The following is a 14,287-nucleotide window of genomic DNA, read 5'->3' on the forward strand; positions in this document are numbered from 1 at the left end:
CCCGGTTGTGTTTGTTGTGCTTTGTGTACAGAGGTGTGCTCTTCCGATCTGTACCCCCCCCGGGGTCCGGGGCGAAGCCCCGAGCACCTCGACTGCGGGCGCGTCGTGGCTGATCGCGCAGTTCCCCGCGCCCCTGACGGGGCGCTCAGACCCGCCCGGCCGTCTTCTGTGTCTTCCGCGACACCGAGTCGATGACAACGGCTGCCAGCAGCACCGCCCCGGTGATCATGTACTGGACGGCGGAGGCGATGCCGAGCAGGGCCATGCCGGAGGCGATGGACTGGATGACGAGGACGCCCAGGAGTGCGGACCAGGTGCGTCCGCGGCCGCCGAAGAGGCTGGTGCCGCCGATGACGGCGGCGGCGATGGCGTTCATCAGCAGGCTGCCCGCGCCGGAGGACTGGTTGGCGGCGTTGATCTGCGAGGCCAGGAACATCCCGCCGAGGGCGGCCATCGTGCCGGACAGTGCGAACACCGAGATCCGCACCGCCGCCACATTGATGCCCGCGCGCCGGGCGGCCTCCACGCTGCCGCCCAGGGCGTAGACGGTCCGCCCGTAACGGGTGCGCCGCAGCACGAAGTCGGAGGCGACGACCACCCCGAGGAAGATCACCACGGCCAGCGGCAGGCCCTTGTACTGGTTGAACAGCCACGCCACCACGAAGGCCGGCACCGCGAGCACGGCCGTGCGCAGCACGATCTCGCTCAGCGGCCGGCTGGGCACCCCGGCCGCCTCCCGGCGACTGCTGTCGCGGTAGGAGAACCAGAAGAACGCCGCGACCCCCAGCGTCGCCAGGCCGTAGGCCGCGGAGATGTCGGTGAAGTAGTGGTTGGTCAGCTGGGCGACCAACCCCGAGTCGTCGAGGTTGATGGTGCCGTCGGAGCCGAGCACCTGGAGCATCAGGCCGTTCCAGCCGAGGAGTCCGGCCAGGGTGACGACGAACGCCGGAACACCGATCCGCGCGAAGAAGAAGCCGTGCAGCGCGCCGATGACCGTGCCGGAGAGGACGGCGACGACCAGGGCGAGCCATTCCGGCATGCCGTGGTGGACGTTGAGGACGGCGAAGGCGGCCGCTGCGAGTCCGCTGACGGAACCGACGGACAGATCGATCTCGCCCAGGATGAGGACGAAGACGATACCGACGGCGATCAGCCCGGTGCCGGCGGCGGTGACGAAGAGGTTGGAGAGATTCTCGGCGCCCAGGAACGCGGAGTCCTTCAGCTGGAAGACCAGGCCGATCACGATCAGCCCGACCACCACGGGCAGCGAACCCAGTTCACCGCTGCGCAGCTTGCGCCCGAACTCGCTCCAGTAGCCCGCGAAACCCTCCTGGCGGACCAGCAGCCGCGGATCGACGGCCGTGGTGACGGCGGCGGGCGGGGCCTCCTGCGAACGGCCGTTGTCCTCGGCCGGTGTGAGGTCCGTGGTCATTGCTCCCCCTCCCCCTCCGCAGCACGCGCCCGGCGGCGGGTGACGGCGTTGTCGGTGGCGCCGGTGATGGCGGCCACGATCTCCTCCTGGCTGGTGCTGCGCACCTCGAACGTGCCGTTGTTACGGCCCAGACGCAGCACCGCGACGCGGTCGGCGACGGCCTTGACGTCGGCCATGTTGTGGCTGATGAGGATCACCGCCAGACCGCGCTCGCGCAGCCGTTCCACCAGGTCCAGGACCTGCGCGGTCTGCTCCACACCGAGGGCGGCGGTGGGCTCGTCGAGGATGACGACCTTGGGCTCGCCCAGCAGGGAGCGGGCGATGGCAACGGTCTGCCGCTGCCCGCCCGACAGCGAGGCCACCGGAATCCGCACACTCGGGATCCGGATCGAGAGCGTGGACAGCAGCTCACGGGCGCGGCGCTCCATCTCCACCTCGTCCAGCACCCCCACGCGCACGGTCTCCCGGCCGAGGAAGAGATTGCCGACGACATCGAGGTTGTCGCACAAAGCGAGATCCTGATAGACCGTCGCGATACCCAGCTCCTGGGCGGTGTGGGGCCGGTCGACGGTGACGGGCCGGCCCTCCCACTCGATCACCCCGTCATCGGCCGGACCCACCCCGGCAATCGTCTTCACCAGCGTGGACTTCCCGGCACCGTTGTCACCCACCAGGGCGACCACCTCACCGGCACGAACCTCCAAGTCGACCTCGGTGAGCGCCTGGACGGCACCGAACCGCTTGGAAATCCCACGCAACGCCAGCACGGGCGCAGCAGACATGACGCATCAACTCCCTTTGCCGCGCGCTCTACTTCAGACCGGCTTTGTCGCAGTCCGCCTTGTACTTGGGCGTGCAGATCTCGTTCAGGGTGAAGAAGCCCTCCTTGCCCACGTACTGCCCGATCGCATCCTTGGTCAGGGCGAAAGGCGTGACGATGATGGCCGGGATCTTCTTCTCGGAGCCGCTGTCGACCGTGGACTTGGCGATGTCGTCGAGCTTCTCGCCGCGGGCGAGAGCGACCGCCAGCTCGGCCGCGGCATCGGCCTCGGGCTGGTAGGGCTTGTAGACGCTCATGTACTGCTCACCCGTCAGAATCCGCTGCACCGCGGAGAGTTCGGCGTCCTGGCCGGTGACCGGGGGGAGTTTGTCGAAGCCTGCGCTCTTGAGCGCGGTGATGATGCCGCCCGCCATACCGTCATTGGCCGAATAGACACCGACGATGTTGTCCTTGCCGAGCGAGGAGATCGCGCCCTTCATGTTCTCGTTGGCGTTCTCCGGCTTCCACTCCTTGGTGTCGTACTCCTTCCCGATCTTCACCTTCCCGTCCAGGACGGAGTGCGCACCGTCCTTGTACATCTTCGCGTTGGGGTCGGTGACGGAGCCGTTCATCATGACGATCTGGCCCTTGGAGGCGTTGTCGCCCAGCGCCTTGAGCAGCGACTCGCCCTGGATCTTCCCCACCCGCTCGTTGTCGACGGAGGTGTACGCCTTCACCGGGCCCTCCGCGAGACGGTCGTAGGCGACGACGGGAATGCCCTTGCCTGCGGCCTTCTTCACCGAGCTCGCTATCGACTTCGCATCCACCGCATCCAGGATCAGCGCATCGACCTTCTTCGTGATCATCGTGTCGACCTGCTGCTGCTGAACCGACGCGTCCTGCTTCGCGTTCTCGTAAAGAATCGTGGCGTCCGAACCCGCCAACTCCTTGATCTTCTTCTCGATCAGAGGCTTGTCGAACCGCTCGTACCGGGCGGTCTGATTCTCCGGCAGCAAGAGCCCGATCGTCAGCGCGCCCTTCTTCCCCTTCGTGGAGCCGCCGCCCGCTTCCTTGGCCTTGCCGCAGGCCGCGAGGCCCGCCGCCATGGAGAGCGCCGCCACGGCCACAACGGCACGGCGCAGATGCGTGTTCACGTGCAGATACCTCCCTGACGAGGCCGCGTCATCGCGGCCGAGGTGGCTGGAAGTCTTCTGCGCAGCCCAGAAAGCGTCAAGAAGTAGCGTCTTAACGACATGGCAACGATGCCATTCGTTACCTCTGTGAACTCAAGGCACTCGAAACCAGGGGACGGAACAAGGGGACGAAACCAGGAGCGGAACCAGGGGGCGGTCAGAGCCATCGGACCACCGCGGCGCCCGTCAGGCAAGCGCAGGGGCGTCCGCCGGACGGGTCTCCTCCAGCAGGCTCGAGTCGCCCATCTCGCTCAGCACCAGCGCCAGCGCGCCCAGCACCTCGGAGCGGCCGCCCAGCGCCCCCGGCACGACCTCCAACTGCCGTGCCGCGCTGGGGATCGCGTACCGCGAGACCGACTCGCGGATGGGCCCGAGTACCAGCTCGCCGGCCTCCGCGAGCTCCCCGCCGAGCACCACCCGGCTCGGGTTGAGCAGATTGCACAGGCTCGCCACGGCGCTGCCGATGTGCCGCCCGACATCCCCGATCACGCGCCGGCAGCCGGGGTCGCCCGCGCGCGCGAGCTCGACCATGCGCGCCACGGTCAGGTCGGTGCCGTGCGCCGAATGGAGCAGCGGCAGCACGTGCCGGGCGGCGGCGAACGTCTCCAGGCAGCCGCGGTTGCCGCAGCGGCACACCGGCCCGGACTCGTCCAGCGTGATGTGCCCGATCTCCCCGGCGGTGCCGCCCGGGCCCCGGTAGATCCGCCCGTTGATCACCAGTCCGGCGCCCACGCCGCTGGCGACCTTGATGTAGGCCAGGTCCGTGGCCCCGCGGCCGGCGCCCCAGACCAGCTCGCCGAGGGCGCCGAGGTTGGCATCGTTGTCGACGTGGACGGGGACGCCGAGCCGGGCCGCGAGGTCCTCCCGGGGGTTGGTGCCGACCCAGCCGGGCAGGATCGCGGTCGAGCCCAGCACCCCGGACTCCACGTCGATCGGCCCCGGCACGCCCAGCCCCACCCCGACGATCTTGCCCGGGCTGATCCCGGCGGCCGTGATCAGCCGCCGGACCAGCTGCTCGGCCCGCTGCAGGCCCTGCTCGGCCGAGGCGTCCACGTCCAGCGGCTCGGCCTCCTCGGCCAGCACCCGGTGGGCGAGGTTGCCGACGGCGACGCGCAGGTGGGTGTGGCCGAAGTCGACGCCCACGACGATCCCGGAGTCACCGGAGAGCGAGACGCTGCGCGCCCGCCGCCCGCCGGAGGAGGTGGGCGTCACCTCGACCGTGCCGCCGTCCTTCAGTTCCCGGACGATGTTGGAGACCGTGGCGGCGGACAGGCCCGTGGTGCGGGCGATCTCGGCCTGGGTCAGCGACCCCGCCATGCGCACGGCGCGCACGACGCGCTCCAGGTTGGCCCGGTGCAGCGACGACTGCGAACCCGGAGTCTCCACGCCCATCCACTCCCAAGCCGTTTCTACAACATCTGAACTCTAAGCTCAGCCGTCCGGGTTGCCTCACGTCAAGGTCCGGAAACAGCCGACCCCTCATCGTACGGGGGTGCCGAGCCCCGTGACCGAGCCCCGTAGGGGCGCGGGGAACCGCGCGACAAGCCACAACGGGCCCGCAGCCGGGCTACGGCCGCACCGCATGTTCCTTGATCATCTCCAGCGACCGCGCCGGATCCAGCGCGAGGGACGTAAGGCCGTCGAAGACGCCCCGGTACCGCTGGACCTCCTCCTCCTGATCGAGGTGGGTGGGCCCGGCCAGCCCGTCCATGAGAACGACGTCCATCCCCGGGCACGCCGTGCCGTAGAGCACGAACGAACCGTCCAGCCCGCCGTGCGCCCCGCTGCCGAACGGCACGACCCGCACCGAGACCCGCCCGCTCTCCGCCAGCCCCGCGATGTGCTCCAGCTGCCGGCGCATCACCGTCTCCCCGCCCACGCACGCGTGCAGCACCGCCTCGTAGAGCACGGCCCGGTACTCCGGCGGATCGGCTTTCTCGAAGACCTGCTGCCGGGCCGTCCGGGCCTCCACGCACTGCTCGACCTCGGCCTCGGTGTACGCGCGCCGGCCGCGCCGGAACAGCGCGCGCATGTAGCCCGGAGCCTGGAGCAGACCGGGGACGAGCACGGTCTGCCAGGTGCGGATGCACACGGCGGTGGACTCCAGGTGTGCCAGGTCCACGATGCCGGGGAATGCCTTCGCGTACTGGCTCCACCAGCCCTGGCGGCGTCCCTCCTTCGCCATCTCCACGAGCGACTCGGTCAGCTCCTGGTCCGCGACCCCGTAGGCCTTCAGCAGGCCGCGGAGCTCGAACGGCCGGATGCCGTTCGCCCCCGTCTCGATCCGGCTGATCTTCGCCTGCCCGCACTCCAGCGCCGCCGCGGCGTGCTCCCCGGACATGCCGGCCGCCTCGCGCAGCCGGCGCAGCTCGGCGCCCAGCCGCTTCTGCCGGATGGTCGGTGGCGGTTTCCGTCCCATGGCGTTCCCCCTCCCCCTGTGAGGAAAGAGTCTGCCTGCACGAACGCGGAGCGCACAGTCACCCACAGGGGTAGACGCATGGCGAATTTATGCAGTCTGGGGTGGCTCCTCGGCGCCGCCCTACTTCAGCGCACCGGCCGTCAGCCCCGCCTGCACCTGCCGTTGGAAGACGATGTACGCGGCGAGCACCGGCAGCATCGCCATCACCAGCCCCGCGAACAGCCCCGACCAGTCGCCCCGGTAGCCCTGGTTCACGGCGAGGGCCACCAGGCCCTGCGGCAGCAACTTGCGGTTCTCGTCACCGACGTTGAGCACCGTGGGCAGCAGGTACTGGTTCCACTGGCCCAGGAAGTTGAAGATGCCGACGCTGATCAGCCCCGGCTTGGCCATCGGCAGCATCACCTGGAAGAAGGTCCGGGTGTGCGACGCCCCGTCGATCAGCGCCGCCTCCGCCACCGACGACGGCAGTGTCCGGAAGAAGCCGCTGAGGAAGAAGATCGTGAACGGCAGCGAGTAGGCGATGTAGACCAGGATCAACCCGGGGTAGGTGTTCAGCAATTGCATGTTCTTCATCACGAAGAACAGCGGCACCAGCGCCAGGATGATGGGAAAGCTCATCCCGCCCACGAAGAGGAAATAGACCAGGCGGTTCCCGGGGAACTCGAACCGGGCCAGCACATAGGCCGCCATCGACCCCAGCAGCATCGTCCCGAACAGCGAACCCGCCACCACGATCAGCGAATTGAGGAAGTACTGGCTCATGTGCGCCTGGGACCACGCCCGCCCCCAGGCGTCGAAGTGCAGCCGGCCCGGCAGCGCCCAGGGCGAGGTGAAGATCTCCTTGTCGGTCTTGAAGGCGCTCATCACCGCCCACAGCAGCGGCAGCGTCACCATCAATCCCCACAGCACGAGGACCCCGTGCGAGAAGACGTTGAGCACTCGCCCCTCGCCGCCCGCCCGGCGCTGCCCGGTCCGACGCTGCTCGGTCCGTCGGGAATCGCGTACGGGCATCAGTACTCCAGTCGTTCGCGCCGGCCGAGCTTCATCACGATGCCCGCGAAGAGGAGGGTGACGATGAGCAGCGCCACCCCGAGCGTGGTGGCGTATCCGGCCTGCCCGTCCCGGAACGCCTTCGTGTAGAGGTAGAAGGACAGCACTTCCGTGGAGTAGTCCGGGCCGCCCGGTCCCACGGTCATGATCTGCACGACCGCGAATCCGTCGAGCGCCATGATGCCCATGTAGACCCAGCCGGTCTGCACCGTGTCCCACAGCAGCGGCAGCGTGATGCGGAAGAAGGTCTGGAGGCGGTTGGCGCCGTCCAGCAGTGCGGCCTCGTAGAAGTCCTTCGGAATGGAGCTCATGCCGGCCGAGAACAGCACGACGTAGAAGCCGACGTTGCTCCAGACCATCACCGCCATCACGCACCACAGCGCGAGCCGCGGATCGCCCAGCCACTCCGGGTGGACGGATCCCAGACCGACCGCCCGGAGCAGGGAGTTGAGGGCACCGCTGTTGGGGTTGTAGCCGAACTGGAAGAGCAGGGCGACGATGGCGATCGAGAGGACCTGGGGAAAGAAGTACACAACTTTGTAGAGACCGGAGCCGCGCACCCCGGCCACCGCCGCGTTCTTCCTGCGACGGCCGCCGACGTTGAGCATGAACGCGAAGAACAGCCCGAGACCGAGCGTCACCACCGGCAGCACCAGAAGCAGCAGGACGTTGTGTCCCACGGCCTTCCAGAACACCTCGTCGTTCCAGAGCCGTTGATAGTTCTTGAAGCCCGTCACCGCGAAGTCGGGACTCAGGCCCGTCCAGTCCGTGAAGGAGTAGTAGATGGCCTGGACGAACGGCGAGATCACAAAGATCCCGTAGATCGCCAGGGGCAGGATCAGAAACCCCACGATGAAGCGGTACTTGCCGTGTTGCATGCCCTCCGACCCCGATCCGTACGTGTGTGCCCAAGCGCCTACTTGTGCTTGTACTTCTTGACGGAGTCGTCCTTGGCCGTCTCGTCGGCGAAGCGCTGGATCTTCGTGATCGCCTCGTCCGGGGTCAGCCGGCCGGCCATCATCTCGCCGAGCGCGCCCACCCCGATCTTCTCCTTCTGCAGGGCCACGTACCAGTCCTGGATCCGGGGGTTGACGACGTTCTTCCCCGCCTTGGCCAGGGCCTCCTGGGAGGAGGCGAGCCCCGGCGGGAGCGCGAGCCCCTCGGTGCCGCCGTTGAAGGAGGTGAGGGAGGACACCTTCTGGACGAAGTTCTGCGAGGACTTCTTCCCGAGCATCACCCGCAGCAACTCCATGCCACCCTGAGGGTTCTTGGCGTTCTTCGGCACGATGAACGGCTCGCCGCCCGCGGCCCACAGGGTGCCGAACGGCATCTTGTCGTTCTTGTCGAGACTGGACGGCGCCCCGACGGCCATCTGGAAGTCCTTGGGCGTGGTCTTCTTCGACTCGTTCTCCACCCACGAACCATTGGGGATGAACAGCGCCTTGCCCTCGTTCCAGGCGGTCTGGGACTCGATATGGGTGAGGCCGGGCGTGCCCTGGAGGATGTAGCCCTTCTTGTAGAGCTCGTAGTACGCGTCGAAGGCGGCCTTGACGGCCGGGTCCTTCCAGGCGTTCGGCTCCAGGTTGTCGATGCGGTTCAGCACCTCGACACCGCCGATCTTGGCGATGAAGGGGTAGAGGCTGAAGGGCAGGTAGTAGGGGTACTTTCCGGCGTACGTCCAGCCGGCGATGCCCTTCTTCTTCGCCGCCTCGCAGACCTTGAGCATGTCGTCCCAGGTCTCGGGGTATTGGGCGTCGAGCTTCTGCAGATTGGTCTTCGAGTACCAGACGCCGTACACCGTGTAGGCGTAGTAGAGAATCCAGGTCTCGTTCCCCTCGAACCGCCCCATCTCCACCACGCCGGGGCGCAGGGTGTCGCGCACCTTCTTGGCGGGGTCGTCGAAGGACGGTGCGTCCAGCAGGGCGTTGAGATCGGTCAGCTGCTGCTTTCCGACGAGCGTGCCCATGTCCATCTGCTTGGCACCGGAGTTGTCGATGAGGTCCGGCGGAGTGCCGCCGTTGAACCGGGGCTGCAGCTCGGTCTGGATGTCCTGCGTGGCGGCGTGCTTGACCTGGGCCTTGGGGAAGGCGGTTTTGTACGCCGCCTCGGCGTCCTTGGCGTACTGGTCGCCGAAGCCGCCGTTGAAGATGACGACGTCGAGCGGTGCGGTCTCATTGACGGCCAGGGGATTCTTGGCGCTCTTCTTCCCCTTGTCCACCTGATGGTCGCTGCTGCCGCCGCCACTGCTGGCGCAGGCGCTCAGCGTGCTCATCGCCGGAACCGCGAACAGTCCGGCCGCGGCCGCCCGTTTGATCAGATCACGCCGGCTGAATTCCGGGGTGGTTCCCATGCGCAAGTCCTCGCTCTCCCACAGGACTCAGGCGGTGCACCGGTCTCCCCTTGCCGATTCGCCGTCGAGGACTCGCCGTACGAAGGGCCCGACACCGCGGGTCAGTTGAAGCGTTGGTGCGTGGCGTGCTGGGTACGTGCTGATGGTGCGCGGACAGGTATAGTCCACTCCGATCAACTGGGCAAGATCGTGGACGGCTTCGGCCGTCAGTCTTTCCCGAGTTGAGACCTCGTCAGCACCCCCGGCCGCCCTGACGACACCGCCCTCGGGACTCTTGACACCACTGGCGTCTCACGCCCTACTTATCACTGCGCGATACGGGTGACAACGTTGTCTGCTGCGTGGAGAGGCGAGGGATGCGACACAGACTCGGACTCCGTCCCGGACACCGGTGGTGGACCGCCCTCGCGGTCCTCCTCGTGGCGGCTCTGCTGATGACTACCCCTCAGATGGCCGGGAGCAACGCCATGGCGGCATCCGCCGGGCGCACTGCCGGAGCCGGGCAGGAGCGCTTCGCCTCCTCCTTCGAGCCCGGCGAGCCGCAGCCCGATTGGCTCAATACGGTCGAGACGGGGCCCGGCGGCCGCAAGCTCGCCTCCGGAGTCGACGGCAGCGACACCAGCGGCATCCCCGGCAACGTGACCGGCAAGGTCACCGCCGTCCGCGCGAGCGGCGAGAACACCGAGGCCGGCGAGGTCAAGGAGAACCTGGTCGACGGCGAGAGCGCCACCAAATGGCTGGTCTTCGCGCGCACGGCCTGGCTGGAGTTCCAGCTGTCCGAGCCCGTACCCGCCGTCCGCTACGCGCTGACCTCCGCCAACGACGCCCCCGCCCGCGACCCGCGGGACTGGACCTTCCTCGGCTCCGACGACGGTAAGTCCTGGACCACCCTGGACACCCGCGAGGACGAGACCTTCGAACGCCGCCAGCAGACCCGGGAGTTCGACTTCGAGCCGGACCACCCGTACCGCCAGTACCGCCTGGAGATAACCCGCAACAACGGCGACGGCATCACCCAGCTCGCCGAGGTCCAGATCGCCACCGCCGACGCCGGCCCGCCCCCGCCCCCCGAGATGCGCAGCTACGTCGACCGCGGCCCCACCGGCTCGCCCACCGCCAAGGCCCACGTGGGCTTCACCGGCACCCATGCCCTGCGCTACGGCGGCACCCACCTGGCCACCGGCCACGCGTACTCGTACAACAAGGTCTTCGCCGTGCACACCGAGGTCACGCCGCAGACCGTGCTCGCGTACAAGGTCTTCCCCGCCATGCCCGAGCGCGACCCGCGCTACCCGGCCACCCACGTCGCGCTCGACCTGGCCTTCACGGACGGCACCTACCTCAGCCGGCTGGGCGCCGTCGACCAGCACGGCGCACCGCTGACCCCGCAGGGCCAGGCGGAGTCGAAGACGCTGTACGTGAACCAGTGGAACAACAAGGAGTCCCGGATCGGCCAGGTCGCCGCGGGCAAGACCGTCGCCCGCATCCTGGTGGCCTACGACTCCCCCGTCGGCCCGGCGAAGTTCCGCGGCTGGATCGACGACGTCTCGATCGCACCGGCCCCGGAGGAGCACCCTCCGGCCCACCCCGCGGACCGGGCGGTCACCACGCGCGGTACCAACTCCAGCTCCAACTTCTCCCGCGGCAACACCTTCCCCGCGACCGCGGTCCCGCACGGCTTCAATTTCTGGACGCCGGTCACCAACGCCGGCTCGGCCGACTGGCTGTACCAGTACGCGGCCGGCAACAACGACGACAACCTCCCCACGATCCAGGCGTTCAGCGCGAGCCACGAGCCGAGTCCGTGGATGGGCGACCGGCAGACGTTCCAGGTGATGCCGTCCGCGGCGGGCGGCGTCCCGGATCCGGCGCGCAAGGCGCGCGCCCTGCCCTTCCGCCACGAGCACGAGACCGCGCGCCCGCACTACTACGGCGTCACGTTCGACAACGGCCTGCGGGCGGAGATCGCGCCGAGCGACCACGCGGCGATGATGCGCTTCACGTTCCCGGGGACGGACGCGTCCGTCATCCTCGACAACGTCCGCAGGGAGGGCGGCCTGACCCTCGACCCGGAGCACTCGGCGTTCAGCGCGTGGACGGACGTCAAGAGCGGCCTGTCGACGGGGGCGGGGCGGATGTTTGTGTACGGGGTCTTCGATGCACCGGTGACGGCGAGCGGGGGCGGTGACGCGAGGGGCGTCGCGGGCTACCTCCGCTTCCGGCCGCCACCGGACCGGGACCGCACGGTCACCTTGCGCATCGCGACGTCCCTCATCGGTATCGACCAGGCGAAGGCCAACCTCGCCCAGGAGATCCCGGAGGGGTCGACGTTCGAGGGTGTGCGGGACCGTGCGCGGGCGGCGTGGGACGCGCTGCTGGGCCGGATCGAGGTGGAGGGTGCGACCAAGGACCAGCTGACGACGCTCTATTCGAACCTGTACCGCCTGTACCTCTACCCCAACTCGGGCTACGAGAACACGGGCACGGCGGCGCGGCCGGTAGCGCGCTACGCGAGCCCGTTCTCCCAGCCGACAGGCGAGAACACTCCCACTCGTACGGGCGCGAAAATCGTGGACGGCGAGGTCTACGTCAACAACGGCTTCTGGGACACGTATCGCACGGCGTGGCCGGCGTATGCGCTCTTCGCGCCGAGGCAGGCGGCGAAGATGGCCAACGGCTTCATCCAGCAGTACAAGGACGGCGGTTGGATCTCCCGCTGGTCCTCCCCCGGCTACGCGGACCTGATGACGGGCACGAGCTCGGACGTGGCCTTCGCGGACGCGTACGTGAAGGGCGTGGCGCTGGACGGGGAGGCGGCGTACGAGGCCGCGCTGAAGAACGCGACGGTGGCACCGGACAACCCGGGAGTGGGCCGCAAGGGAATGGACACGTCCCCGTTCCTGGGCTACACGAACACGAAGACGCCGGAGGGCGTTTCGTGGTCGGTGGAGGGCTACTTGAACGACTTCGGCCTGGCGAAGATGGGCGAGGCGCTGTACAAGAAGACGCACAAGCAGCGTTATCGCGAGGAGTCGGCCTACTTCCTCAACCGCGCACTGGGCTACGTCCATCTCTTCGACCACCGCGTCGGCTTCTTCCAGGGCAAGGACGAGCAGGGCGAATGGCGCCTGCCCCCGGAGGAGTACGACCCGCGGGTGTGGGGCTACGACTACACGGAGACGAACGGCTGGAACTTCGCCTTCACGGCGGTCCAGGACACGAGGGGCCTGGCGGCGCTGTACGGGGGAAGATCTGGACTGGCCGAGAAACTGGACGAGTTCTTCGCAACCCCCGAAACGGGCGCCCCGGAATTCGCGGGCTCGTACGGGGGCGTCATCCACGAGATGACGGAGGCCCGGGACGTCCGCATGGGCATGTACGGCCACAGCAACCAGCCCTCGCACCACATTGCGTACATGTACGACGCGGCGGGCCAGCCGTGGAAGACGCAGGCGAAGGTGCGCGAGGTGCTGAGCCGTCTTTATCTGGGCAGCGAGATCGGCCAGGGATACCCGGGCGACGAGGACAACGGCGAGATGTCGGCGTGGTACGTGTTCAGCGCGCTGGGCTTCTACCCGCTGGTGATGGGCGAGGGCGAATACGCAATCGGCTCACCGCTCTTCAGGAAGGCGACGGTGCACCTGGAGAACGGCAAGGAGTTCGTCATCCACGCACCGGGCAACAGCGCGCGGAACGTGTACGTGCAGAGCGTGAAGGTGAACGGCAAGCCGTGGAACTCGACGGCGTTGCCGCATGCGGTGGTGGCAGCGGGCGGCACGCTGGAGTTCACGATGGGCCCGAAGCCGTCGAAGTGGGGCACGGGCGCGAATGCGGGCCCGACGTCGATCACGCGGGAGGAGGGCCGGGTGCCGTCACCGGCGGTGGACGTGACGGTCCCGGGGAGCTCGCCACTGACGGACAACTCGTCGCGCACGGAGGCGACTTTTACGGTGGCGGAGCTGGAAGTGCTGGACGGTGCGGGGCCGGTGACGTCCTACACCCTGACGTCGGGCGCGGACCGGGGCCGGGCACCGCGGAGCTGGGTACTGGAGGGCTCGGCGGACGACGGGGAGACGTGGGCGGAGGTCGACAGGCGGGACGGTGAGTCGTTTGCGTGGGACCGGCAGACGCGCGTGTTCGGGGTGAGCCGGGCGGGGACGTACGGGCGGTACCGGGTGCGGGTGTTGGGGGGCGGGGGGTCGGGGGTGTTGGCGGAGGTGGAGTTGCTGGCGGGGCGGGGGTGACTGAGCCCTTTCAGCGCGGCCACTCATCGGGGGAGGCCAGGCTCAGCCAAACGCCTTGGGGCCCCGCCAGCATAATCCGGCGAGGCCCCAAGGGATTTCCAATCAAAAGGACGTCAACGAAAAGGCCAACCGACTAAGCGGCAGGAAAGTACTGACGAACGGCCGAAAGTTGTGAATCCGACACGCTTAGAGGGTCAGCACCGGCAACCAAGAGGGTTCCTCGCGAGAACCCTTCAATCCGGACTTCTCGATCTTCGACGGCCAGCAATTCCTGAGCCCCTGAGAGATACGTCATCCAACCACCCACCGGACTCCCTGGAGCCGCCGCCTGGGCCGCCCGCATCGAATAGCTGGCAAAAGTCGCCCAATCAGGGTCCCACGCCCCTACCACAGAGCGGAAGACAGCCCCCGCGATCTCAGGATCGTAGAGCTCTGCTGCCAGCCCCGACGGTTCAGGCAACTCCAGAGCAAAGTGGTTCATGACTGAACTCGTTGCAGGGCTCGCGCCACATGTCGTACTGAACGCAACCGGCACCGAGTTCTTATTCCAAAGCGCCGCCCGGAAGCCAAGATCGCTAATGACATGGCCGCCAACGTCTGTTCGATTGCGACCCCCAGCCAGGAGCTTCTCCAGTGCATCACTGCCGATTTCCACGGAGTTACCTGAGGCGGCGGACTTGTTCCTGCCCTTGCGAAACCATGTCGCCAAGACCGGGTGCACCGCTCCAAGCCGACTCAGACAGTCGGCCAGGCGCTCAGCGCATTCACCGGCCGACTCGGTGCGCGGCCCCCAGTAGGCGCCTACATAGAACAAGTCCGCCATGCCTCAATGCTCTCCT

At 68.0% G+C, this 14,287-nt stretch carries 10 protein-coding genes; 1 reads left to right on the top strand and 9 read right to left on the bottom strand.

The genetic code is table 11. The annotated features are described in order from the left end of the window. Nucleotides 1–145: 145 nt before the first annotated feature. The 8 genes from ACWD4B_RS27395 to ngcE all read right to left on the bottom strand — a co-directional run bounded on the left by ACWD4B_RS27395 (nucleotide 146) and on the right by ngcE (nucleotide 9,204). The gene (locus ACWD4B_RS27395) at nucleotides 146–1,432 is read right to left on the bottom strand and encodes a sugar ABC transporter permease (RefSeq protein ID WP_451423263.1); all 1,287 of its coding nucleotides are present in this window, start codon (nucleotides 1,430–1,432) and stop codon (nucleotides 146–148) included. After that, a complete protein-coding gene (locus tag ACWD4B_RS27400) occupies nucleotides 1,429–2,214 on the bottom strand; it encodes an ATP-binding cassette domain-containing protein (protein WP_390778284.1) in 786 nt (261 codons plus the stop codon). The genes ACWD4B_RS27395 and ACWD4B_RS27400 overlap by 4 nt, the downstream gene beginning before the upstream one ends. Before the next feature lie 28 nt (nucleotides 2,215–2,242). Next, nucleotides 2,243–3,346 carry a substrate-binding domain-containing protein gene (locus ACWD4B_RS27405; protein WP_451423264.1) on the bottom strand — a complete coding sequence of 368 codons (1,104 nt, stop codon included), beginning with the start codon at nucleotides 3,344–3,346 and terminating at the stop codon, nucleotides 2,243–2,245. Nucleotides 3,347–3,571: 225 nt separating this feature from the next. Next, nucleotides 3,572–4,771, bottom strand: coding sequence for an ROK family transcriptional regulator (locus ACWD4B_RS27410; RefSeq protein WP_451423265.1), 1,200 nt, complete (start codon nucleotides 4,769–4,771; stop codon nucleotides 3,572–3,574). 181 nt (nucleotides 4,772–4,952) lie between these two features. Then, entirely contained in the window at nucleotides 4,953–5,804 is an 852-nt protein-coding gene (locus ACWD4B_RS27415; protein WP_451423266.1) for a helix-turn-helix domain-containing protein, read from the bottom strand. Between the two features lie 120 nt (nucleotides 5,805–5,924). After that, complete coding sequence (locus tag ACWD4B_RS27420) at nucleotides 5,925–6,815, bottom strand: carbohydrate ABC transporter permease (protein WP_451423267.1); 891 nt, start codon at nucleotides 6,813–6,815, stop codon at nucleotides 5,925–5,927. Further along, nucleotides 6,815–7,732: a carbohydrate ABC transporter permease gene (locus tag ACWD4B_RS27425; protein WP_451423268.1), complete on the bottom strand. Its 918-nt coding sequence runs from the start codon at nucleotides 7,730–7,732 to the stop codon at nucleotides 6,815–6,817. The genes ACWD4B_RS27420 and ACWD4B_RS27425 overlap by 1 nt, the downstream gene beginning before the upstream one ends. 38 nt (nucleotides 7,733–7,770) lie before the next feature. After that, nucleotides 7,771–9,204 carry an N-acetylglucosamine/diacetylchitobiose ABC transporter substrate-binding protein gene (gene ngcE, locus ACWD4B_RS27430; RefSeq protein ID WP_451423269.1) on the bottom strand — a complete coding sequence of 478 codons (1,434 nt, stop codon included), beginning with the start codon at nucleotides 9,202–9,204 and terminating at the stop codon, nucleotides 7,771–7,773. A gap of 356 nt (nucleotides 9,205–9,560) precedes the next feature. On the opposite strand from ngcE, the gene ACWD4B_RS27435 reads away from it, so the two are divergent. Next, nucleotides 9,561–13,448: a GH92 family glycosyl hydrolase gene (locus ACWD4B_RS27435; protein ID WP_451423270.1), complete on the top strand. Its 3,888-nt coding sequence runs from the start codon at nucleotides 9,561–9,563 to the stop codon at nucleotides 13,446–13,448. A gap of 133 nt (nucleotides 13,449–13,581) precedes the next feature. Here ACWD4B_RS27435 and ACWD4B_RS27440 read toward each other — a convergent pair whose 3' ends face one another. Next, entirely contained in the window at nucleotides 13,582–14,271 is a 690-nt protein-coding gene (locus ACWD4B_RS27440; protein WP_451423271.1) for an Imm52 family immunity protein, read from the bottom strand. Nucleotides 14,272–14,287 lie beyond the last annotated feature (16 nt).

It is taken from the genome of Streptomyces sp. NPDC002536 (assembly GCF_053594995.1).

Excerpts from the sequence above, each read along its gene's own strand:
- ACWD4B_RS27400 (WP_390778284.1), bottom strand. The coding sequence starts at position 2,214 with ATGTCTGCTGCGCCCGTGCTGGCGTTGCGTGGGATTTCCAAGCGGTTC.
- ACWD4B_RS27415 (WP_451423266.1), bottom strand. The coding sequence starts at position 5,804 with ATGGGACGGAAACCGCCACCGACCATCCGGCAGAAGCGGCTGGGCGCC.
- ACWD4B_RS27440 (WP_451423271.1), bottom strand. The coding sequence starts at position 14,271 with ATGGCGGACTTGTTCTATGTAGGCGCCTACTGGGGGCCGCGCACCGAG.
- ngcE (WP_451423269.1), bottom strand. The coding sequence starts at position 9,204 with ATGGGAACCACCCCGGAATTCAGCCGGCGTGATCTGATCAAACGGGCG.
- ACWD4B_RS27395 (WP_451423263.1), bottom strand. The coding sequence starts at position 1,432 with ATGACCACGGACCTCACACCGGCCGAGGACAACGGCCGTTCGCAGGAG.
- ACWD4B_RS27425 (WP_451423268.1), bottom strand. The coding sequence starts at position 7,732 with ATGCAACACGGCAAGTACCGCTTCATCGTGGGGTTTCTGATCCTGCCC.
- ACWD4B_RS27435 (WP_451423270.1), top strand. The coding sequence starts at position 9,561 with ATGCGACACAGACTCGGACTCCGTCCCGGACACCGGTGGTGGACCGCC.
- ACWD4B_RS27420 (WP_451423267.1), bottom strand. The coding sequence starts at position 6,815 with ATGCCCGTACGCGATTCCCGACGGACCGAGCAGCGTCGGACCGGGCAG.